Here is a 21,689-nt window from a genome sequence, read left to right on the forward strand (position 1 = left end):
ATTAACGTACCTTCAGCGTTGCCAGGCCAATCAGCACCAGCATCAGCGAAATAATCCAGAAGCGCACAATCACGCGCGGTTCCGGCCAGCCTTTCAGTTCATAATGGTGATGAATCGGCGCCATGCGGAAAATACGCTGTCCGCGCAGTTTAAAGGAGCCGACCTGCAGGATCACCGACAGGGTTTCCACGACAAACACGCCGCCCATAATCACCAGCAGGAACTCCTGACGCAGCAGCACAGCAATAATCCCCAGCGCGCCGCCCAGCGCCAGCGAACCGACATCGCCCATAAAGACCTGCGCCGGGTAAGTATTGAACCACAGGAAACCTAATCCCGCGCCGACTATCGCCGTACAGACGATCACCAGTTCCCCCGCATGACGCAGATACGGAATATGCAGATAGTTAGCGAAATTCATGTTACCGGTCGCCCACGCCACCAGGGCAAATCCCGCGGCGACGAAGACGGTAGGCATAATGGCTAAGCCATCCAGACCGTCGGTCAGGTTCACCGCATTCCCCGTCCCCACAATCACGAAATACGCCAGCAGGACGTAGAACAGGCCCAACTGCGGCATGACGTCTTTAAAGAACGGCACCACCAGCTCGGTGGCAGGCGTATCTTTCCCGGCGAGATACAGGGCGAATGCCACACCCAGCGCAATCACCGACATCCAGAAATACTTCCAGCGGGCAATCAGCCCTTTGGTGTCTTTACGCACCACTTTGCGGTAGTCGTCAACAAAACCAATAATGCCGTAGCCAATCAGCACAACCAGTACACACCAGACGTACGGGTTGGACGGATAAGCCCACAGCAGCACGGAAATCACAATCGCCGTCAGGATCATAATGCCGCCCATCGTCGGCGTCCCACGCTTGCTGAAGTGAGATTCCGGACCGTCGTTACGCACGACCTGACCGAAGGAGAGCTTTTGCAAACGGGCAATCATGCGCGGGCCCATCCATAAGGAGATGAACAGCGCGGTCAGCAGGCTGACGATGGCGCGAAACGTCAGATAGGAAAAGACGTTGAAGCCGGAATAATATTTGACCAAATGTTCGGCCAGCCAAACTAACATGTTCCATTCTCCTGTAATGCGCGTACTACCTCTTCCATGGCGGCACTACGTGAACCCTTCACTAAAATGGTAATGATCTGCTGCTCTGCAATCAGCGCCTTCAGACGGGCGATCAGCGCGGATTTGTCCGCGAAATGCTCGCCTGTGCCGCTGGCCTCGCTGATGGCATGGCTCAGTTTTCCTGTACTCAGTACACTGTCGATCCCCGCCGCGCGCGCGGCAGTGCCGACCTGCACATGGCACGCTTCGCTTTCTGCGCCCAGCTCCGCCATATCGCCCACCACCAGTACGCGGTAGCCCGGCATTTCGGCCAGGACCTGTACGGCGGCGGTCATCGATCCGACGTTAGCGTTGTAGGAATCATCCAGCAGCAGCTTGTTTTCTGCCAACTGAACCGGGAACAAACGTCCCGGCACCGCTTTCAGATCCGCGAGGCCGGATTTGATCGCCTCCAGCGGCGCGCCGACAGCCATCGCCAGCGACGCTGCCGCCAGCGCATTGGCGATGTTGTGACGCCCCGGCAGCGGCAACAGCACATCAATGCCCCCCACCGGCGTCTGGAGGGTGAACTCCGTACCGTGCGAGGTCACATGGATGTTGGTCGCGGTAAAATCGCTGTTGGCGGCATTCGGGGAAAAGCGCCAGACTTTACGGTCGCCAATCACGCTTTGCCAGTTCAGCCAGTCGTTGTTATCGGCGTTCATAATGGCAATGCCGTTTTCCGGCAGGCCGGTATAGATTTCGCCTTTCGCCTTCGCCACGCCCGCCAGAGAGCCGAAGCCCTCAAGATGCGCGGCAGCCAGATTATTGACCAGCGCCGCTTCTGGTCGCGTCAGGCTGACGGTCCACGCAATTTCGCCCTGGTGATTGGCACCTAATTCAATAACGGCAAAGTCATATTCTTCGGTTAACCGCAGCAGCGTCATCGGTACGCCAATATCATTATTAAGATTGCCTGCGGTGTATAAGGTTTTGCCACACTGACTCAGAATAGCGGCGGTCATCTCTTTGACGGAGGTTTTGCCGGAGGAACCAGTCAGCGCGACTACGCGAGCCGGTACCTGCGCGCGAACCCACGCGGCCAGTTCGCCAAACGCCAGACGGGTGTCCTGAACGACAAGCTGCGGCAAGTCACAGTCCAGCGGACGGCTGACCAGCAGCGCCCCCGCTCCGCCCTCTTTCGCCTGGGCGGCAAAATCATGGGCGTCAAAGCGTTCGCCTTTCAGCGCCACAAACAGGCAGCCCGGCGTCAGTTTGCGCGTATCGGTGGTCACGGCGTCGAGGGTCAGATCGTCCCCTTTCAGTTTGCCGTTAAGGATGCCGGCAAGTTGACTGAGCGTTACGCTAATCATGCGATAACCCCCAGCAGCCGCGCTGCGGTTACGCGGTCAGAATAGTCGAGACGCTGCGTGCCGATGATTTGGTAATCTTCATGACCTTTACCCGCTACCAGCACCACGTCGTTTTCTTTCGCCTGCATAATGGCGTTCGTGACCGCCTCGGCGCGGCCTTCCATCACCCGGGCGTGTCCGGCATCGAGCATTCCCGCCAGAATGTCATCGATAATAGCGCGCGGTTCTTCGGTACGTGGATTGTCGTCGGTAACGACAACCACATCGGCAAACTCTTCCGCGATCGCCCCCATCAGCGGACGCTTACCTTTGTCGCGATCGCCGCCACAGCCAAAGACGCACCAGAGCTGACCGGTACAGTGCAGACGCGCCGCCTGCAACGCTTTTTCCAGCGCATCCGGGGTGTGGGCGTAGTCGACCACCACGGTGGTTTTACCCGGCGCGCTGAACACTTCCATGCGACCGCAAACCGGCTGCAAACGCGCGGCGGTTTTCAGCAGTTCGCTCAGTGGATAGCCCAGCGCCAGCAGCGTCGCCAGCGCCAACAACAGATTACTGACATTAAAGGCGCCCATCAGACGGCTTTCGATTTCGCCTTCACCCCAGCTTGAAGCAAAGCGAATCGTCGCGCCGCTATCGTGATAGTTCACGTCGACTGCCTTCAGCCAACGGCCATGGCAGTTCGGGTTGATGTGATCTTCCATCGAGACGGCAACCGCGTCCGGCAGATTTGCCAGCCAGCGGCGACCCACTTCGTCATCCGCGTTGATAATGGCCTGACCATAATGATGCGTGGAGAAAAGCAGCCATTTTGCCGCTTCGTACTGTTCCATATCACCGTGATAGTCCAGGTGATCGCGGCTGAGATTGGTAAAGACGGTCGCGGCGAATTTCAACGCCGCCACGCGATGCTGCACCAGACCGTGCGAAGAGACTTCCATTGCGCCAAAGGTGGCGCCTTCATCGACCAGTCCCGCCAGGACATGCTGCACATCTACCGCCGACCCGGTGGTATTTTCAGTCGGGATCACTTTCCCCAACAGGCCATTGCCGACGGTGCCCATCACCGCGCTGGTTTCGCCCAACAGTTGGCTCCACTGCGCCAGCAATTGTGTGGTGGTGGTTTTACCGTTGGTGCCGGTCACGCCAACCAGACGCATGTTTTCAGAGGGTTCGTGATAAAAGCGACCAGCCAGTGCAGATAAACGTTCGTTCAGTTGGCTCAGATAGATGACCGGTACGCCGTGCATTTCACGAACTTCGCCGTCGGTCGCCTCTTCTTTCGCTTCTGCAATAATGGCAGCCACACCTTGCGCTATCGCCTGCGGGATATATCGACGCCCGTCCGCCTGATGACCTTTCACTGCCACAAAGAGATCGCCCGAAGCAGCCACGCGGCTGTCGAGTGTCATCTCTCGCAGTTCTCTCGCAGGTAAACCTGGTACCCACGGAGCAAGAAGGTCGCGCAAATTACGATCTGCCACCTGTTCCCTCGCCTTGATTAATTACGAATTCACTTTTTTCGCCCGTGGCCAGCGCATCCGGCTCGATGTTCATGGTGCGCAGTACGCCGCCCATGATGGCACCAAAGACCGGCGCGGACACGGCGCCGCCGTAGTATTTACCCGCCTGCGGATCGTTGATAACAACAACCAGCGCAAAGCGCGGCTGACTCGCAGGCGCAACGCCCGCGGTATAAGCAATGTATTTGTTGATGTAGCGGCCATCCGGTCCGACTTTTTTCGCCGTCCCGGTTTTAATCGCGATGCGATAACCTTTAATTGCCGCTTTCACGCCGCCACCGCCCGGCAGGGCCACGCTTTCCATCATATGTACGACGGTGCGCACGATGGATTCCGGGAAGATGCGTTCTCCCGGAACAGGGGGATCAACTTTGGTGATCGACAGCGGACGGTAAACCCCGTAGCTGCCGATGGTTGCGTAGACTCGCGCTAACTGTAACGGCGTTACCATTAGCCCGTAGCCGAAAGAGAAGGTGGCCCTCTCTATGTCAGACCACCGTTGTTTTTGAGGATATAAGCCACTGCGTTCTCCGACCAACCCCAAATTGGTCGCTTTTCCCAGCCCAAAACGTGAGTAAGTGTCTACTAACGCTGAGGACGGCATCGCTAACGCCAGCTTAGAAACACCGACGTTACTCGACTTCTGTAGAACCCCGGTCAGGGTCAATTCGCTGTAGCGCGCCACGTCTTTGATTTCGTGACCGTTAATTCGATAGGGAATGGTGTTGAGCACCGTGTTCTCGTTGACGATACCCCGCTGGAGCGCCGTCATGACCACCATCGGTTTGACGGTGGAACCCGGTTCGAAAACGTCGGTAATGGTCCGGTTACGCATCGCGCCTTTCGGCGTACCGCTGAGGTTGTTCGGGTTGTAGGACGGGCTGTTCGCCATCGCCAGGACTTCGCCGGTGTTCACATCCACCAACACCGCGCTGCCGGATTCCGCTTTGTTAAACGCCACCGCGTTGTTCAGCTCGCGATAAACCAGCGCCTGCAGGCGCTCATCAATACTCAGCGCCAGGTTGTGCGCCGCCTGGCTGTCGGTGGAGGAGATATCCTCAATCACGCGGCCATAGCGGTCTTTACGCACCACACGTTCGCCAGGCTGGCCGGTCAGCCATTTGTCGAAGCTTTTTTCGACGCCTTCGATACCCTGGCTGTCAACGTTGGTGAACCCGATGAGGTGAGCGGTCACTTCGCCGGAAGGGTAGTAGCGACGTGATTCTTCACGCAAATGAATGCCCGGTAGCTTCAGCTTTTTGATGTAGTCGGCCATATCCGGGTTGAGCTGACGCGCCAGATAGATAAAGCGCCCTTTCGGATTGGCGTTAATGCGGGCAGCCAGCTGATCGAGCGGGATATTAAGCGCGGTGGAGAGCGCTTTCCAGCGATCCCCGACGCTGACGCCACCCGCGTCATGCACTTCTTTCGGGTCCGCCCAAATCGCTTTCACCGGCACGCTGACCGCCAGCGGACGCCCGGAACGGTCAGTGATCATACCGCGGGAAGTGGCGACTTCCTGGACGCGCAGCGAACGCATGTCGCCCTGACGCACCAGCATATCCGGGGCGATAATCTGCAACCAGGCCACGCGGCCCAGCAGAAAACCCAGCGCCAATAAAATGCAGCCGCAAAGCAACGCAAAACGCCAACTGATAAAGTTGGTTTGTTCTTCCTGGCGTTTCGCTTTTATACGCGTCATGCTTCAAGCTGCCTCTGCGTTGGCTGCGCACACGTCTCCCGGTCGCTTACGTGTGTAAGCGCCTGGAGATTCATGTGCTTGCTGCCTTGATGCATCATGAATGCTTTTGCGTAGCGTGTTTCCTGCATTGCTTTCATGCGTCGCGCTGTTCCTTATTTTTGGACTACGATATTTTCTTGTGAGGGATCAACATGCTGCATTTGCAGCTTTTCCGTTGCGATCCGTTCCACCCGGCTATGGTCGCCGAGCGCGTTTTCTTCAAGGATCAGGTTGCGCCATTCAATATCCAGCGCATCACGCTCCAGAACCAGTTGTTCACGCTGCGCGGTCAGTAACCGCGTATGGTGAGCGGTCGTTACCACCGTCACCGCCGTCACAATGATGCAAATGAACAGGCAGAGTGGCAGCTTCCCGAATCGCAAAAGATCGTCACCGATCACGCCAGGCAAGGCATGGCGCTCGTTGCTTCCTATCGATCCCTTCACTTTGCTAAGGGCTTCTGTCACTCTGCTGATCATGCGTTCGTCCTCTCTGCAATGCGCAGAACTGAACTACGGGCACGAGGATTTTCTGCGACCTCTTGTTCACCCGGCATCAACTTGCCTAACGCTCTTAACTCACGGCCGCCCAGTTTACTGAGCTGCGCTTCCGTCATCGGGATCCCGGCGGGCACTTTCGGACCGCGGCTTTGCTCGCGCATAAAGCGTTTCACAATGCGATCTTCCAGCGAGTGGAAGCTGATGACAGAAAGCCGCCCACCCGGGGCCAGCACGCTGAGCGAGCTTTTTAGCGCCTGCTCTATCTCCTCCAGTTCACTGTTTACCCAGATGCGCACCGCCTGGAAGGTACGGGTCGCGGGATGTTTGAATTTGTCCTTCACCGGTGTTGCCGCCGCGACCACCTCCGCCAGCTCTTTGGTACGGGTCATCGGCTGCTCGCGGTTACGTTCAACGATGGCGCGGGCGATGCGCTTCGCAAAACGCTCTTCGCCAAAGGTTTTCAGTACCCAGGCAATATCCGCTTCTTCCGCGGTTTGCAGCCACTCGGCGGCGGAATGGCCGCGCGTCGGGTCCATCCGCATGTCCAGCGGGCCGTCGCGCATAAAGGAAAAGCCACGTTCAGCATCGTCGAGCTGCGGTGAAGAGACGCCAAGATCGAGAAGAATCCCGTCGATCTTGCCGGTAAGATCGCGCTCGCCGACATAGTCAGCCAGCGCCGAAAAAGGTCCATGAATGATGGAGAAGCGCGGATCATTGATGGTTTGCGCAACGGCGATCGCCTGCGGATCGCGATCGATTGCCAGCAAGCGCCCTTCTTCGCCAAGCTGCGAGAGAATGAGGCGCGAGTGGCCACCGCGACCAAATGTCCCATCAATGTAGATGCCATCAGGACGAATGTTCAGGCCGTTGACGGCCTCGTCGAGCAGCACCGTGGTGTGTTTAAAGTTTTCCATCATCTTATAGAGACAAGTCCTGCAGGCGTTCCGACAACGTCCCGGTAGCGCTCTGCTCTGCGTCGATATCTTCCTTGACCTGTTGATACCAGGTCGTTTCATCCCACAGTTCAAATTTGTTGAACTGTCCAACCAGCATCACTTCTTTCGTCAGACCGGCATGTTGCCGGAGAACAGGCGCTATCAGCAGGCGACCGGCGCTGTCCATCTGACATTCGCTGGCATGACCCAACAGCAGGCGCTGCACGCGGCGTTCTACCGGGTTCATGCTCGACAGACGCGATAATTTTTGCTCGATAATTTCCCATTCAGGCAGGGGGTAAAGCAGCAGGCATGGGTGATGGATGTCAATGGTGCAAACCATTTGACCGGTAGCGTTCTCGATCAGTTGATCCCGGTAACGGGTGGGCACGGCTAAGCGCCCTTTACTGTCGAGATTGACTAACGTTGCTCCCCGGAACATGCCAGCTCAACCCCTTATCACCACTTTGCCCCACAAATTCCCACTGAAAGGAGTTTACGGAGCGGAGGAAAAGCTTGTCAAGCGAGTCACAACGCTTACCAGAGTAAAAAACCCAATGTTTACGGCTAATATCAGCGTTGATTAAATTCTGTCCAACGAGCGAAGCAAATTAACGTCATGAATATTTGTAAGAAAAAATCCAAATACCCCTCCTCGTTTTTAAACGAACTTCTCTTCTCCTAAAGAAAATATAAAGTGTCAGTTTGCGACGCGAGCGGCATTTTAGGACATATTGCACTGCGAATACAGTCCCTGTTTAGCGCGGTTAACGCCGCGCGCCATCAAGCCAGCCGAGACTTTCGTAAAGAAGAAAAGGAAAGTGTCTGTTAATTCGGCAATTCGCGACAAACCTGTAACAAAAAAATACAAAACGGGCCGCGGTAAACGCAGTAATTACCCTTCGGGCTCGCACATGCGTTTAAAAAATCGTTTATTTGCCGTCGGGTGAGATAATACTAAGGAATAATCTTAATTCTGCTGGGGGTATTGTCTGGAAGGCATATTTCCCGCAGACCAGATTAACGCGAACGCCACCTGGACTGCGGTAAGGTTATCAGTTGCGGCTGAGAACGCCGCGACGGTACAGGTTACGTTTGATTCGCGTTAAGCCAGGCTTCGGTTTGCGCGGCTCGTCGAGACTCGCCAGCACGATCTCCAGCACGCGTTCCGCCACGTCGCGATGACGCTGCGCTACCGCCAGTACCGGGCACTGCAGGAAATCCAGCAGCTCATTATCGCCAAAGGTTGCAATGGCCAGATCGGAAGGCAGCTTGCCGTCGCGACGCAACGTCACATCCATCACGCCTTGCAGCAGAGCGAAGGACGTGGTGAACAGCGCCTGCGGCATCGGGTGTGTTTCCAGCCATTTTTCAAAGAGCTGCGCAGCCGCTTCACGCTCGTAGCTATTGGCGTACAGAAAGTGAACCTCACGCGGATCGTCTTTCCAGACGCTGCGAAAACCCTGCTCCCGCAGGAAACTCACGGACAGCTCCGGCAACGCGCCGAGATAAAGTACCGTTTCAGCGGGGAATTTACGCAGCTCTTGCGCCAGCATTTCCGCATCGTCCTGGTCGGCGCCGACGACACTGGTGAAATGTTCACGATCCAGCGCGCGATCCAACGCCACAATCGGGAAGGAGTCATTCGCCCAGCGTTGATAGAACGGATGCTCCGGCGGCAGCGAGGTGGACACGATGATCGCGTCAACCTGACGCTGCAAGAGATGTTCGATGCAGCGCATTTCATTGTCCGGCTGATCTTCCGAACAAGCAATCAGCAGTTGATAGCCGCGCTGACGCGCCTGGCGCTCAAGATAGTTTGCAATGCGGGTGTAGCTTGTGTTCTCAAGATCGGGGATCACCAGCCCGATTGAGCGCGTGCGTCCAGCGCGCAGCCCGGCAGCCACGGCGTTCGGGTGGTAATTATGCTCGCGTACCACTGCCATGACTTTTTCGACAGTCTTGTCGCTCACGCGGTATTGCTTTGCTTTTCCGTTTATCACGTAGCTTGCAGTCGTTCGCGAGACACCGGCCAGCCGAGCGATTTCATCCAGTTTCACAATTGCCCCTTGCATAAAAAGTACAAACCATAACCATTGTAACGGCATGGATTAGTTTCATTAACATTCAAGCGCAGAATAATGACTGCGGCAACCGCTTTTGTTCCGGGTTTCCGCTGATTTCGCAAAAAAAAGCCCAACTTTAACCGTTGGGCTTGCGGATCAAGAATAAAGGTAGAGCGGTTAAACGTTAACGTCACGCTTCCCCCCAGGCGTTAGCGCATGATTTTATCGCCGCGCGACAACCCCACGACGCCGGAGCGAGCCACCTCGACAATTTTGGCCACTTCGCGCAGCGTCGCCAGAAACGCGTCCAGCTTATCGCTGGTTCCTGCCAGTTGCACTGTGTAAAGGGTTGGCGTGACGTCAATAATCTGTCCGCGGAAGATTTCCGTGTTGCGCTTCACTTCCTCCCGGCCATAGCCGCTGGCCTGAAGCTTCACCAACATAATTTCCCGTTCAACGTGCGCCCCCTGCCCCAGTTCACTCACCCGCAGGACATCGACCAGCTTGTGCAGTTGTTTTTCGATCTGCTCCAGCACTTTTTCATCGCCTACCGTCTGGATGGTCATGCGGGAAAGCGTAGGATCGTCCGTTGGCGCAACGGTCAGGCTTTCAATGTTGTATCCGCGCTGGGCAAAGAGGCCAATAACGCGCGACAGCGCGCCGGACTCGTTTTCCAGCAGTACTGATAATATCCGGCGCATAATCAGGTTCTCTCCGTTTTGCTTAACCACATTTCGTCCATCCCGCCGCCGCGAATCTGCATCGGATAAACGTGCTCGCTGCCATCGACGTTAACGTCGACAAACACCAGACGGCCGCTTTGCACCTGGGCCAGCGCCTCGCTTAGCGTGTCTTCCAGCTCTTCAGGACGGGAAATCCGAATTCCGACATGCCCGTAGGCTTCCGCCAGACGGACAAAATCGGGTAGCGACTGCATATAAGACTGAGAATGGCGACCGGAGTAAATCATGTCCTGCCACTGTTTCACCATTCCCAGATAGCGGTTATTCAGGTTGAGCACCAGCACCGGAAGTTCATACTGAAGCGCGGTCGACAGTTCCTGGATATTCATCTGGATACTGCCGTCGCCGGTAACGCACACAACCGTTTCGTCCGGCAGCGCCATTTTTACGCCCAGCGCGGCTGGCAGTCCAAAGCCCATCGTGCCGAGGCCGCCAGAATTAATCCAGCGACGCGGTTTGTCGAAAGGATAATACAGGGCGGCGAACATCTGGTGTTGGCCGACATCAGAAGTGACGAACGCATCGCCACGGGTCAGACGCCAGATAGCCTCAATGACCGCCTGCGGCTTGATGCTTTCGCTGTGGGTATCATATTTCAGGCACTGGCGGGCGCGCCAGCGCTCAATCTGCTGCCACCAGTCACGAATATCATCCAGCGGTTGTTGCGCGGTTTCCTGAGGCAGGAGTTCCAGCATCTGCTCCAGCACCAGACGCGCATCCCCCACGATAGGAATGTCTGCCGTCACCGTCTTGGAGATAGACGTCGGGTCGATATCGATGTGCAATACCGTTGCATTCGGGCAATATTTCGCCAGATTATTGGTGGTGCGATCGTCGAAACGGACGCCAACGGCAAAAATCACATCGGCATTATGCATCGTCATGTTGGCTTCGTAAGTGCCATGCATGCCGAGCATCCCCAGCGCCTGACGATGGGTCGCCGGGAAAGCGCCCAGCCCCATTAATGAGGAAACGACCGGCAGATTGAGTGTTTCGACAGCCTGACGAAGCGGCGCATAGCAGCCCGCCGTCACCGCCCCGCCGCCGACATACACCACCGGTTTTTTCGCCGCGACGAGCGTTTGCAGCGCGCGTTTGATCTGTCCTTTATGGCCGCCGGTGGTGGGGTTATAAGAACGCATACTGACCGAATCAGGCCAGCTATACGGCAGTTTATTTGCCGGATTGAGAATGTCTTTGGGTAGGTCGACCACCACTGGCCCTGGTCGGCCGCTCGCTGCCAGCCAGAAGGCTTTTTTCAGCACCTGAGGGATATCTTCTGTCTGCTTAACCAAAAAGCTGTGCTTCACTACCGGGCGGGAGATCCCCACCATGTCGCACTCCTGGAAGGCGTCGTAGCCGATTAGCGAGGTCGCCACCTGGCCGGAAAGAATGACCAACGGAATGGAATCCATATAGGCCGTGGCGATGCCGGTAATGGCATTGGTGGCGCCCGGACCTGAGGTCACCAGTACGACTCCCACTTCTCCCGTCGCCCGCGCCAGGCCATCAGCCATATGCACAGCAGCCTGTTCATGGCGGACCAGCACGTGATCGATGCCGCCAACCGTATGCAATGCATCATAAATATCGAGGACTGCGCCCCCGGGATAACCGAATACCTGCTTAACGCCCTGATCGATGAGCGATCGGACGACCATCTCGGCTCCAGACAACATCTCCATGGCCTGCCTCACTGAATGACGAATAACGCGTGTTATTAAGTACAAAACACATTAACCGCTCGTTACTGCGCAGGCAATTCACTATCGGTTTTCTGACAGAAGGGAAATAAGAACAAACGAAAGGAAAGCGCCAAAGAAACGGGAAATTACACCAAATATGATTCTTTCGTTAATGAATAATCGCTTAAACCGGAAGGCTTGCAGAGAATCATCAATTTTTTGATCGATATGCCACCGCGCGCGCCAATCAATTCAGCATATAATTTCATAAAGAATGAAATAAAAAGAATAAACCGGATGTTCACACCCGGTTTATTTTGCCTACGCTTAGCGCTTGCAAACAGACGCCAGCAGTTCTTCCATCCATTGATGGCCCTTGTCCCGGCCTGCCGCTTCATGCCAGGAGAGATAACAGGTTCGACTATTGAGTTTTAACGGCAGCGGCAGCACTTGCAGATCCAGCGAATCAGCAAACTCATCCGCCAGCCAGCGCGGCGCAATCGCCACTAACTGAGTCTGCGAAACCACATTAAGCACGCTAATTAATGCCATTCCCTGATAGGCAATGCAGGATTGTTTATCCGCAGTGTCATACCACGGCTGGCTGAACGAGGCAAAACGGTCCAGAGACACAACGGCATGCTGTTCATTATAAACATCGCTTTCCAGTAATGGACCGCTAATACGCGGGTGCTTACGGCTGGCGACGAGAACCATTTCATCTTTAAACAGAGGGATACTGGTAAATTCAGGGCGACGGAATTCCTCATAACTAATAACGAATTCGGTTTCCTGATAACGTAATTGATGCTCTGTATTTTGATTTAATGAAGATTTGAAAACGACATGAATATTCGGCGCAATCTGCTCAACACGATTATAAATCAGGGAGGTAAGCACATTGTCCAGCGGGCTGCAGACGCAAAGATTAAACACGCGTTCACTGCTGGCCGGTTCGAAACCGGAACCCGGTAATTCATTTTGCACTAATTGCAACGCCTGGCGAACCGCGCCAAAAAGCTGGAAGGCGCGTGCGGTCGGTTGGATCCCACGACCATAGCGCACAAACAGTTCGTCGTTGAACATCACTTTCAGACGCGCAACCGCGTTGCTTACCGCGGGCTGCGACATCCCAAGGGCATGAGCGGCCCGCGTAATATTTTGTTCCTGCATCACCGCATCGAAGACTGTCAACAGATTAAGATCAACCATACGAAGCTGCGGCTTTTCCATCTCTATAAGAGGTGTATGAGGTTTATCATTTTTTACTTCTGGCATACTTAACTCCACTGTCACGCTTACTCCCTTTTCCAGCCGGAATGCAGAGAAATAATCTCAGAAAATATGATTTACCATGCATATAAAATAAGAAAAAGGGTACGGATAAAAATTAGGAAAACATAAAGATGCAAAAACAAAACACGAATAAACAGCGCAGGCGCGATGTGGCATCCTTCACGACACGACGAATCAATAAGTTTTAATGACGCGTGCAATATAAACATAAGCCAGACAAATAAACAATCATGTGTTTTATGAATAATACATTAAGTATTAATTAAATGTTTATATTACTCTGTCGTTAATTCTTAACATTAGCTTATCAATAAACGGTTTTCAGTAAATGTTAATTTATTCATTGTCGTTATAACAGCTTAAAAATCATAGAGATAACCAATCTTTTTCGAACGGTACACGTCCCGTATTTCTCTCACTAATTGAAAAAAAATATGCTTAAGTATGACAAAAGATGAAAATTATGTACGCGCGCTACGCGTTTATTCCGGAAGAGGGGCAAAAGTTCAGCACAATTAGCTAAAGCAACGGGTGAGATTTCTTCTCGCCGTGGCGGCCTTTTTGGCAAACGGGGTTGACATCAGCAGCGGTATCCAGTACCACTAAAAGCATATCGCATTCGCCTGGAGTTAAACTTAATGATACGTATCGCCCGCTTTAACGGTCTACTACTACTAAACGCATTTTCGTTGCGCGGTAGACTGGTGAGCGGCATTCAGCATTAAGTCAGCATCCAGTTAGATAAAAAACCCGCGCCGTTGCGCGGGTTTTTTTATGCTCGAAGCAAGGCGCCCTCAAGACCAAGGACCTAAACCATGAGCCAGCAAGTCATTATTTTCGATACCACTTTACGCGACGGAGAACAGGCGTTACAGGCAAGCCTGAGTGTGAAAGAAAAACTGCAGATTGCGCTGGCCCTCGAGCGCATGGGCGTAGACGTAATGGAAGTTGGCTTTCCGGTTTCCTCACCGGGCGACTTTGAGTCTGTGCAGACCATCGCCCGCCAGGTGAAGAACAGTCGGGTTTGCGCCTTAGCCCGCTGTGTGGAAAAGGACATCGACGTTGCGGCAGAGTCGCTGAAAGTGGCCGAGGCCTTCCGGATCCATACCTTTATCGCCACCTCGCCAATGCATATCGCCACCAAGCTGCGCAGTACGCTGGATGAGGTGATCGAACGCGCGGTGTACATGGTGAAACGCGCACGTAATTACACCGACGACGTTGAGTTCTCCTGTGAAGACGCGGGCCGTACGCCTGTCGCCGATCTGGCGCGGGTGGTGGAAGCCGCCATCAACGCAGGCGCCAGAACCATCAATATTCCCGACACCGTGGGCTATACCATGCCCTTCGAGTTTGCCAACATTATTTCCGGTCTGTATGAACGCGTGCCCAATATCGATAAAGCCATTATCTCCGTCCATACACACGACGATTTAGGTTTAGGGGTTGGCAACGCGCTGGCCGCCGTGCATGCGGGCGCTCGCCAGGTGGAAGGCGCAATGAACGGCATTGGTGAACGCGCCGGCAACTGCTCTTTGGAAGAAGTGATCATGGCGATCAAAGTGCGCAAGGATATTCTGAACGTCCACACCCGCATTAATCATCAGGAGATCTGGCGCACCAGCCAGTTGGTCAGTCAAATCTGCAATATGCCCATCCCGGCGAACAAAGCGATTGTCGGTAGCGGCGCCTTCGCCCACTCCTCCGGTATTCACCAGGACGGCGTACTGAAAAATCGTGAAAACTACGAAATCATGACGCCGGAATCGATCGGCCTGAATCAGGTGCAGTTGAACCTGACATCCCGTTCCGGACGCGCGGCGGTAAAACACCGCATGGATGAGATGGGTTACAAAGAAAGCGAGTACAGCCTGGACGATCTGTACGACGCGTTCCTGAAGCTGGCGGATAAAAAAGGCCAGGTATTCGATTACGACCTGGAAGCGCTGGCATTCATCAATAAACAGCAGGAAGAACCTGAACATTTCCGCCTGGACTACTTCAGCGTGCAGTCTGGCTCAAACGATATCGCGACCGCCTCGGTGAAACTGGCTTGCGGTAATACTGTAAAAGCTGAAGCGGCAAACGGTAACGGCCCGGTCGACGCCATTTACCAGGCGATCAACCGTATTACCGATTACCACATTGAACTGGTGAAATACGGCCTGTCCGCTAAAGGACACGGTAAAGACGCGCTGGGCCAGGTGGATATCGTCGCTCACTATAACGGTCGCCGCTTCCATGGCGTCGGTCTGGCGACAGATATCGTTGAATCCTCCGCCAAGGCGATGGTGCACGTACTGAATAACATCTGGCGCGCCGCTGAAGTCGAAAAAGAATTGCAACGCAAAGCTCAGAACAACGAGAACAACAAGGAAACCGTGTGATGTCGAAGAATTACCATATTGCTGTTTTGCCGGGTGACGGAATTGGCCCGGAAGTGATGGCGCAAGCCCTGAAAGTCCTGGAAGCGGTTCGCGGCCGGTTTGATATGCGTATTACCACCAGCCACTACGATGTCGGCGGAGCCGCCATCGATAATCACGGTCAACCGCTGCCGAAAGCGACCGTAGAAGGCTGCGAGCAGGCCGACGCCGTGTTGTTCGGCTCCGTGGGTGGCCCAAAATGGGAACATTTGCCGCCAGATCAACAGCCGGAGCGCGGCGCCCTGCTGCCGTTGCGTAAACACTTCAAATTATTCAGCAATCTGCGTCCGGCGAAACTGTATCAGGGGCTGGAAGCGTTCTGCCCTCTGCGCGCCGACATCGCGGCAAATGGCTTTGACATCCTGTGCGTACGTGAACTGACTGGCGGCATTTACTTCGGCCAGCCGAAAGGCCGCGAAGGTAGCGGTCAGCATGAAAAAGCGTTCGATACCGAGGTGTATCACCGTTTTGAAATTGAGCGTATTGCGCGCATCGCCTTTGAATCCGCCCGCAAGCGCCGCCGTAAGGTAACGTCTGTTGACAAAGCCAACGTCCTGCAAACGTCTATTTTGTGGCGCGAAATCGTCAACGACGTCGCTAAAGCGTATCCGGACGTTGAGTTGGCGCACATGTATATTGATAACGCCACCATGCAGTTGATTAAAGACCCGTCTCAGTTCGACGTATTGCTGTGTTCCAACCTGTTTGGCGACATCCTGTCTGACGAGTGCGCAATGATCACCGGCTCCATGGGGATGTTGCCGTCCGCCAGCCTGAACGAGCAGGGCTTTGGTCTGTATGAGCCAGCAGGCGGCTCCGCGCCGGATATCGCCGGGAAAAATATCGCGAACCCTATCGCGCAGATTTTGTCGCTGGCGCTGCTGCTGCGCTACAGCCTGGATGCGGATGAGGCGGCAACCGCCATTGAACGCGCTATCAACCGCGCATTAGAAGAAGGCATCCGCACCGGCGATTTAGCCCGTGGCGCCGCTGCCGTTGGTACCGATGAGATGGGCGACATTATTGCACGCTACGTCGCGGAAGGGGTGTAATCATGGCTAAAACGTTATACGAAAAATTATTTGATGCGCACGTGGTGTACGAGGCGCAAAACGAAACCCCGCTGTTATACATCGACCGCCATCTGGTGCATGAAGTAACCTCCCCGCAGGCGTTCGATGGCCTGCGCGCGCATGGTCGTCCGGTTCGTCAACCGGGAAAAACCTTCGCGACGATGGACCATAACGTCTCGACGCAGACGAAAGACATCAACGCCTCCGGTGAAATGGCCCGTATCCAGATGCAGGAGCTGATCAAAAACTGCAACGAATTCGGCGTTGAGCTGTACGATCTGAATCACCCGTATCAGGGCATCGTTCATGTGATGGGGCCGGAACAGGGCGTTACCTTACCGGGCATGACCATCGTCTGCGGCGACTCCCATACCGCCACACACGGCGCGTTTGGCGCGCTGGCGTTCGGCATCGGCACCTCGGAAGTTGAACACGTACTGGCGACGCAGACCCTGAAGCAGGGTCGCGCGAAAACCATGAAGATTGAGGTCAAGGGCCGCGCGGCGCCGGGTATCACGGCGAAAGACATCGTGCTGGCGATTATCGGTAAAACTGGCAGCGCAGGCGGCACCGGCCACGTCGTGGAGTTCTGCGGCGACGCGATCCGCGCCCTGAGCATGGAAGGCCGTATGACCTTGTGCAACATGGCGATTGAGATGGGCGCGAAAGCGGGTTTGGTCGCCCCGGATGAAACCACCTTCAACTATGTGAAAGGCCGTTTGCACGCCCCGAAAGGCAAGGATTTTGATGATGCGGTTGCGTACTGGAAAACGCTGCAAACCGATCCGGACGCCCGCTTCGATACAGTTATCACCTTACAGGCTGAAGAGATTGCGCCACAGGTCACCTGGGGAACCAATCCGGGCCAGGTAATTTCGGTAACCGACATGATCCCCGATCCGGCTTCTTTCGCCGATCCGGTTGAGCGGGCAAGCGCAGAAAAGGCGTTGGCCTATATGGGGCTGAAGCCTGGCGTGCCGTTAACGGAAGTGGCGATCGATAAAGTATTTATCGGCTCCTGTACCAATTCACGTATTGAAGATTTACGCGCCGCCGCAGAAGTGGCGAAAGGACGGAAAGTGGCGCCAGGCGTTCAGGCGCTGGTGGTGCCAGGGTCCGGTCCGGTAAAAGCGCAGGCGGAAGCGGAAGGTCTGGATAAGATCTTCATTGAAGCGGGCTTTGAGTGGCGTTTACCGGGCTGCTCAATGTGTCTGGCGATGAACAATGACCGTCTGAATCCGGGCGAGCGCTGCGCCTCAACCAGCAACCGTAACTTTGAAGGCCGTCAGGGCCGCGGCGGACGTACCCATCTGGTCAGCCCGGCAATGGCCGCCGCTGCCGCCGTCACCGGCCATTTCGCCGACATTCGCAGCATTAAATAAGGAGACCACCATGGCAGAGAAATTTACCCAACATACCGGCCTGGTTGTCCCGCTGGATGCCGCCAACGTTGATACCGACGCCATCATTCCTAAACAGTTCTTACAGAAGGTTACCCGCACCGGTTTTGGCGCGCACCTGTTTAACGACTGGCGTTTTCTGGATGACAAAGGCGAGCAGCCGAATCCGGCGTTTGTGCTCAACTTCCCGGAATATCAGGGCGCGTCTATTCTGCTGGCGCGGGAAAACTTCGGCTGCGGTTCATCCCGTGAACACGCCCCCTGGGCGCTGACCGACTATGGCTTCAAAGTGGTGATCGCACCGAGCTTCGCCGATATCTTTTACGGCAACAGCTTTAACAACCAGCTGCTGCCGGTGAAGCTGAGCGATGAAGAGGTCGATGAGCTGTTCACACTGGTGCAGGCGAATCCGGGGATTTATTTTGAGGTGGATCTGGAAGCGCAGGTCGTTAAGGCGGGCGAAAAGCGCTACAGCTTTACTCTTGATGCCTTCCGCCGTCACTGCATGCTGAACGGTCTGGACAGCATCGGTCTGACGTTACAGCACGAGACGGCTATCGCCGCTTACGAAGACAAGCAGCCCGCGTTTATGCGCTGATTGTCCTCCTGCGATGCGCTTTTAATTCACAGCGGCTTCGCGCTATCCGGCCCACAAACGCCCTTCCTGTGGGCCGGATACTCTCTCCTCAGACATCCTTCACCTGGCTGGTCATATACAGCGTTACCACAGAGATCGCCGCAATCACCCAGTAAACGGCATAATGCCCGACGCTCTGCGCCACCGCCCCCTGAATCACTCCCGCGAGGATCACGCCGGTTGAGATGCTGTTGGTGAAGAGCGTCGTCGCCGACCCCGCCCTGCCCGGCATCAGATCCTGAAACCAGAGCATCCCAATTCCGGCGACGATCCCGATGAACACCGCGTTGAACACCTGGAGAATCAATAGCGCCGCGTGGCTGTGAAAAACAATCAGACCGAGATAAAACAGCACGCCCGCCGCTACTGCAGTCACCATCATCCGGCGCTTGCCGAAGCGTTTGACATAAAAACCAGCGAGGATCATCGCCGGAATTTCCAGCCCTGCCGCGGTCCCCATCAGGATCCCGGCAAGCTTATCCGGCAACCCCAGCTCAGCGCTGATCCATAGCGGCATATCAATGATGTACATGGTGTTGCAGGTCCACATTAGCGTGGAGGCGATAAACAGCATGCGAACGTTGTTGTCCTGCCAGCCGCTAACCCGGGTGACAGGTACATCGGCCGGTTGTTCAACCCGCGCCACCGATGGCAGCATAAAGGCGATCAGGACAAAGCTCAGCGCAAAAATTCCGGCAGCAATAGAAAACATCACCGTAAAGCCGTAGTTAAGCGCCAGCATAAACGCCAGCGGCGGGCCGATCACCCAGGCCAGGGAAAGCTGCGCACGCATCACCGAACTGAACATCACCACTTCCCGCGCCGAGCTGTCAGCGTATTCCCGCGCCAACGCAAACAGCTGCGGCATCGCGGTATTCGCCAGCGACGCCAACAATACGCCGCAGGTGATCAGCGTCAGGTAATGACGGTTAAAAGCAAACAACAGGGCGTTGCCAATGGCCATCAGGCAACAAAACAGAATCAGTCTGCGCCGGTCGCCCTGGCTGTCGGAGCGCTTTGCCAGCGCGAGACTGACGCCAATCCCGGCGATGGCGTTGACGGTGTAAAACAGCCCCACCCAGAACGGCTGCGCCCCCACTTCACGGCTCAGGAAAAGGCTCAACGTCGGCGCCTGTAGCGCGCCCGCGATGCCCATCATAAAGGCGACCAGCATAAATGCCGCATAAACACCGTTGAGACGTCGTCCCATCGTCATGATCCAGAGCATAAACCTTTCCTTAGCGCGCAGCGGAAACGAAAAAAGCCAGCAGATAATACCTGCTGGCGGGGTGAATAACACCAATACTCAGTCACACATGATGTCTGCCAATCCGGGGTCGCGATGTCACTCCCACTGCATCAGTTCTTCCAGCATCTTTAAGCGCTGCGGTGCGCTCAGGCAAGCCAACCAGGACAACTTTTCTGTCGCGGAAAAATACTTCAGATAGAACTGGCGCATTGTTGACCCCTTCATCGTGCTTCATCGGGAATCATTATTGGCCTAATATAGGGATAATAAAATTGCTGAGTTTTTCGCTGGAGTTCCCCTTTTATGTCTTCTGGTCGTCTGCAACAACAATTTATCCGTTTGTGGCAATGCTGCGACGGCAAAACCCAGGACACCACGCTCAACGAGCTGGCGGAACTGCTGAACTGCTCGCGTCGCCATATGCGCACTCTGCTGAACACGATGCAGGCGCGCGGCTGGCTGACGTGGGAAGCGGAAGTGGGCCGTGGCAAACGCTCTCGTCTGACGTTCCTCTACACCGGACTTGCCCTCCAGCAGCAGCGCGCGGAAGATCTGCTGGAGCAGGATCGGATCGATCAACTGGTGCAACTGGTGGGCGACAAAACCGCCGTTCGCCAGATGCTGGTGTCACATCTTGGACGCAGCTTCCGCCAGGGGCGTCACATCCTGCGCGTCCTGTATTATCGTCCTTTGCAAAACCTGCTGCCGGGTACGGCGCTGCGGCGCTCAGAAACGCATATCGCCCGTCAAATCTTTAGCGCCTTAACCCGGGTAAATGAGGAAAATGGGGAACTGGAAGCCGATATTGCGCATCACTGGCAGCAAATTTCCCCGTTACACTGGCGTTTTTTTCTGCGTCCGGGCATTCATTTTCACCACGGTCGCGAACTGGAAATGGACGACGTGATCGCTTCGCTCACACGAATTAACACCTTGCCACTGTACTCGCACATTTCCCGCATCAATTCGCCAACGCCATGGACGCTGGATATTCACCTGTCGCAGCCTGACCGCTGGCTTCCCTTACTGCTGGCGCAGGTGCCCGCGATGATCCTGCCGCGCGAATGGGAAACGCTGAACCATTTCGCCAGTCATCCTATTGGCACCGGCCCCTATGCGGTAATGCGCAACACGCGTAATCAGTTAAAAATTCACGCTTTTGATGATTTCTTTGGCTATCGGGCGCTAATCGATGAAGTTAACGTCTGGGTGCTGCCGGATATCGGCGATGAACCGACCGGCGCGCTGACGCTGGAAGGCCCCACTAACGATGAAAAGGCCATTGAAAGCCGGCTGGAAGAAGGCTGCTATTACCTGCTGTTTGACGCCCGCACCCACCGTGGCGCAAATCAGGAGGTCCGGGAGTGGGTCAGTCGCGTCCTGTCGCCGAGTAATCTGCTCTACTATGCCGACGAGCACTATCAGCGCCACTGGTTTCCCGCTTATGGCCTGCTACCTCGCTGGCATCATGCCCGTCCGGGCCACGGCGAAAAACCTGCCGGGCTGGAGTCCCTCACCCTGACCTATTACCACGATCATATCGAACACCGGGTCATTGCGCAGATCATGAGCCAACTGCTGGCGGAACATCAGGTAAAGCTGAATATACAGGAGATCGACTACGATCAGTGGCACGCCGGAGACATTGAAAGCGATATCTGGCTAAACAGCGCCAACTTCACCCTTCCACTCGACTTTTCGCTGTTCGCGTATCTCTGTGAAGTTCCGCTGTTGCAGCACTGCATTCCGCTGGACTGGGAGGCGGACGCCGCCCGTTGGCGCACCGGTGAGATGAACCTGGCGGCCTGGTGTCAGCAACTGTTAGCCAGTAAAGCGATCGTCCCGTTGATTCACCACTGGCTGATCATCCAGGGACAGCGCAGTATGCGCGGTTTACGTATGAACACGCTTGGCTGGTTCGACTTTAAATCGGCATGGTTTGCGCCACCAGACCCGTGATTGCTGCATAGCAACAAAAT

General features: G+C 55.3%; 19 protein-coding genes. 6 read left to right on the plus strand and 13 right to left on the minus strand.

Going from position 1 to position 21,689, the window contains the following annotated elements; all coding sequences use genetic code 11:
• Position 1 precedes the first annotated feature (1 nt).
• From mraY to leuO, 11 genes are all read right to left on the minus strand, one after another.
• A complete protein-coding gene (mraY, locus tag JY391_RS17895; RefSeq protein WP_012904478.1) occupies positions 2-1,084 on the minus strand; it encodes a phospho-N-acetylmuramoyl-pentapeptide-transferase in 1,083 nt (360 codons plus the stop codon).
• On the minus strand, positions 1,078-2,436 hold the full coding sequence (gene murF, locus JY391_RS17900) for a UDP-N-acetylmuramoyl-tripeptide--D-alanyl-D-alanine ligase (RefSeq protein WP_181821981.1): 1,359 nt from the start codon (positions 2,434-2,436) through the stop codon (positions 1,078-1,080). Before murF ends, mraY begins: the two co-directional genes overlap by 7 nt.
• Positions 2,433-3,920, minus strand: coding sequence for a UDP-N-acetylmuramoyl-L-alanyl-D-glutamate--2,6-diaminopimelate ligase (gene murE, locus JY391_RS17905; protein WP_211934764.1), 1,488 nt, complete (start codon positions 3,918-3,920; stop codon positions 2,433-2,435). The genes murF and murE overlap by 4 nt, the downstream gene beginning before the upstream one ends.
• A complete protein-coding gene (gene ftsI, locus JY391_RS17910) occupies positions 3,907-5,661 on the minus strand; it encodes a peptidoglycan glycosyltransferase FtsI (RefSeq protein WP_211934765.1) in 1,755 nt (584 codons plus the stop codon). The genes murE and ftsI overlap by 14 nt, the downstream gene beginning before the upstream one ends.
• Positions 5,662-5,813: 152 nt before the next feature.
• The gene (gene ftsL / locus JY391_RS17915) at positions 5,814-6,179 is read right to left on the minus strand and encodes a cell division protein FtsL (RefSeq protein WP_012904474.1); all 366 of its coding nucleotides are present in this window, start codon (positions 6,177-6,179) and stop codon (positions 5,814-5,816) included.
• A complete protein-coding gene (gene rsmH / locus JY391_RS17920; RefSeq protein ID WP_211934766.1) occupies positions 6,176-7,117 on the minus strand; it encodes a 16S rRNA (cytosine(1402)-N(4))-methyltransferase RsmH in 942 nt (313 codons plus the stop codon). Before rsmH ends, ftsL begins: the two co-directional genes overlap by 4 nt.
• A gap of 1 nt (position 7,118) precedes the next feature.
• A complete protein-coding gene (gene mraZ / locus JY391_RS17925; protein WP_042290072.1) occupies positions 7,119-7,577 on the minus strand; it encodes a division/cell wall cluster transcriptional repressor MraZ in 459 nt (152 codons plus the stop codon).
• 613 nt (positions 7,578-8,190) lie between these two features.
• A complete protein-coding gene (gene cra / locus JY391_RS17930; RefSeq protein WP_211934767.1) occupies positions 8,191-9,195 on the minus strand; it encodes a catabolite repressor/activator in 1,005 nt (334 codons plus the stop codon).
• 215 nt (positions 9,196-9,410) lie between these two features.
• Positions 9,411-9,902, minus strand: a complete 492-nt coding sequence (ilvN, locus tag JY391_RS17935) for an acetolactate synthase small subunit (RefSeq protein WP_042290075.1) — start codon at positions 9,900-9,902, stop codon at positions 9,411-9,413.
• 2 nt (positions 9,903-9,904) lie between these two features.
• Positions 9,905-11,629 (minus strand): acetolactate synthase 3 large subunit, encoded by a 1,725-nt coding sequence (gene ilvI, locus JY391_RS17940; RefSeq protein WP_060570735.1) that lies wholly within the window; start codon positions 11,627-11,629, stop codon positions 9,905-9,907.
• Between the two features lie 327 nt (positions 11,630-11,956).
• Positions 11,957-12,907, minus strand: coding sequence for a transcriptional regulator LeuO (gene leuO, locus JY391_RS17945; RefSeq protein WP_211934768.1), 951 nt, complete (start codon positions 12,905-12,907; stop codon positions 11,957-11,959).
• A 656-nt stretch (positions 12,908-13,563) separates the two neighbouring features.
• On the opposite strand from leuO, the gene leuL reads away from it, so the two are divergent.
• From leuL to leuD, 5 genes are all read left to right on the plus strand, one after another.
• Positions 13,564-13,650, plus strand: coding sequence for a leu operon leader peptide (leuL, locus tag JY391_RS17950; protein ID WP_042290080.1), 87 nt, complete (start codon positions 13,564-13,566; stop codon positions 13,648-13,650).
• Between the two features lie 90 nt (positions 13,651-13,740).
• A complete protein-coding gene (gene leuA, locus JY391_RS17955) occupies positions 13,741-15,312 on the plus strand; it encodes a 2-isopropylmalate synthase (protein WP_181821984.1) in 1,572 nt (523 codons plus the stop codon).
• Positions 15,312-16,403 carry a 3-isopropylmalate dehydrogenase gene (leuB, locus tag JY391_RS17960; protein WP_042290085.1) on the plus strand — a complete coding sequence of 364 codons (1,092 nt, stop codon included), beginning with the start codon at positions 15,312-15,314 and terminating at the stop codon, positions 16,401-16,403. Before leuA ends, leuB begins: the two co-directional genes overlap by 1 nt.
• Before the next feature lie 2 nt (positions 16,404-16,405).
• Entirely contained in the window at positions 16,406-17,806 is a 1,401-nt protein-coding gene (gene leuC / locus JY391_RS17965; protein ID WP_200034942.1) for a 3-isopropylmalate dehydratase large subunit, read from the plus strand.
• A 10-nt stretch (positions 17,807-17,816) separates the two neighbouring features.
• Positions 17,817-18,422, plus strand: coding sequence for a 3-isopropylmalate dehydratase small subunit (gene leuD / locus JY391_RS17970; RefSeq protein ID WP_042290089.1), 606 nt, complete (start codon positions 17,817-17,819; stop codon positions 18,420-18,422).
• A gap of 88 nt (positions 18,423-18,510) precedes the next feature.
• On the opposite strand, the gene JY391_RS17975 is transcribed toward leuD, so the two are convergent.
• Positions 18,511-19,689 (minus strand): sugar efflux transporter, encoded by a 1,179-nt coding sequence (locus tag JY391_RS17975; protein WP_042290091.1) that lies wholly within the window; start codon positions 19,687-19,689, stop codon positions 18,511-18,513.
• A gap of 117 nt (positions 19,690-19,806) precedes the next feature.
• Positions 19,807-19,920, minus strand: a complete 114-nt coding sequence (sgrT, locus tag JY391_RS17980; RefSeq protein WP_042290093.1) for a glucose uptake inhibitor SgrT — start codon at positions 19,918-19,920, stop codon at positions 19,807-19,809.
• A gap of 93 nt (positions 19,921-20,013) precedes the next feature.
• Between sgrT and sgrR the strand changes: the two genes are divergently transcribed.
• Complete coding sequence (gene sgrR / locus JY391_RS17985; protein WP_060570737.1) at positions 20,014-21,669, plus strand: HTH-type transcriptional regulator SgrR; 1,656 nt, start codon at positions 20,014-20,016, stop codon at positions 21,667-21,669.
• Positions 21,670-21,689 lie beyond the last annotated feature (20 nt).

Source organism: Citrobacter sedlakii, from assembly GCF_018128425.1.
Taxonomy (GTDB): Bacteria; Pseudomonadota; Gammaproteobacteria; order Enterobacterales; family Enterobacteriaceae; genus Citrobacter_A; species Citrobacter_A sedlakii.

What these genes read in the sequence shown, in the direction of transcription:
- mraY (WP_012904478.1), bottom strand. Translation starts at nt 1,084, where the DNA reads ATGTTAGTTTGGCTGGCCGAACATTTGGTCAAATATTATTCCGGCTTC.
- murF (WP_181821981.1), bottom strand. Translation starts at nt 2,436, where the DNA reads ATGATTAGCGTAACGCTCAGTCAACTTGCCGGCATCCTTAACGGCAAA.
- ftsI (WP_211934765.1), bottom strand. Translation starts at nt 5,661, where the DNA reads ATGACGCGTATAAAAGCGAAACGCCAGGAAGAACAAACCAACTTTATC.
- ftsL (WP_012904474.1), bottom strand. Translation starts at nt 6,179, where the DNA reads ATGATCAGCAGAGTGACAGAAGCCCTTAGCAAAGTGAAGGGATCGATA.
- rsmH (WP_211934766.1), bottom strand. Translation starts at nt 7,117, where the DNA reads ATGATGGAAAACTTTAAACACACCACGGTGCTGCTCGACGAGGCCGTC.
- mraZ (WP_042290072.1), bottom strand. Translation starts at nt 7,577, where the DNA reads ATGTTCCGGGGAGCAACGTTAGTCAATCTCGACAGTAAAGGGCGCTTA.
- ilvN (WP_042290075.1), bottom strand. Translation starts at nt 9,902, where the DNA reads ATGCGCCGGATATTATCAGTACTGCTGGAAAACGAGTCCGGCGCGCTG.
- ilvI (WP_060570735.1), bottom strand. Translation starts at nt 11,629, where the DNA reads ATGGAGATGTTGTCTGGAGCCGAGATGGTCGTCCGATCGCTCATCGAT.
- leuO (WP_211934768.1), bottom strand. Translation starts at nt 12,907, where the DNA reads ATGCCAGAAGTAAAAAATGATAAACCTCATACACCTCTTATAGAGATG.
- leuL (WP_042290080.1), top strand. Translation starts at nt 13,564, where the DNA reads ATGATACGTATCGCCCGCTTTAACGGTCTACTACTACTAAACGCATTT.
- leuA (WP_181821984.1), top strand. Translation starts at nt 13,741, where the DNA reads ATGAGCCAGCAAGTCATTATTTTCGATACCACTTTACGCGACGGAGAA.
- leuB (WP_042290085.1), top strand. Translation starts at nt 15,312, where the DNA reads ATGTCGAAGAATTACCATATTGCTGTTTTGCCGGGTGACGGAATTGGC.
- leuC (WP_200034942.1), top strand. Translation starts at nt 16,406, where the DNA reads ATGGCTAAAACGTTATACGAAAAATTATTTGATGCGCACGTGGTGTAC.
- leuD (WP_042290089.1), top strand. Translation starts at nt 17,817, where the DNA reads ATGGCAGAGAAATTTACCCAACATACCGGCCTGGTTGTCCCGCTGGAT.
- JY391_RS17975 (WP_042290091.1), bottom strand. Translation starts at nt 19,689, where the DNA reads ATGCTCTGGATCATGACGATGGGACGACGTCTCAACGGTGTTTATGCG.
- sgrT (WP_042290093.1), bottom strand. Translation starts at nt 19,920, where the DNA reads ATGCGCCAGTTCTATCTGAAGTATTTTTCCGCGACAGAAAAGTTGTCC.
- sgrR (WP_060570737.1), top strand. Translation starts at nt 20,014, where the DNA reads ATGTCTTCTGGTCGTCTGCAACAACAATTTATCCGTTTGTGGCAATGC.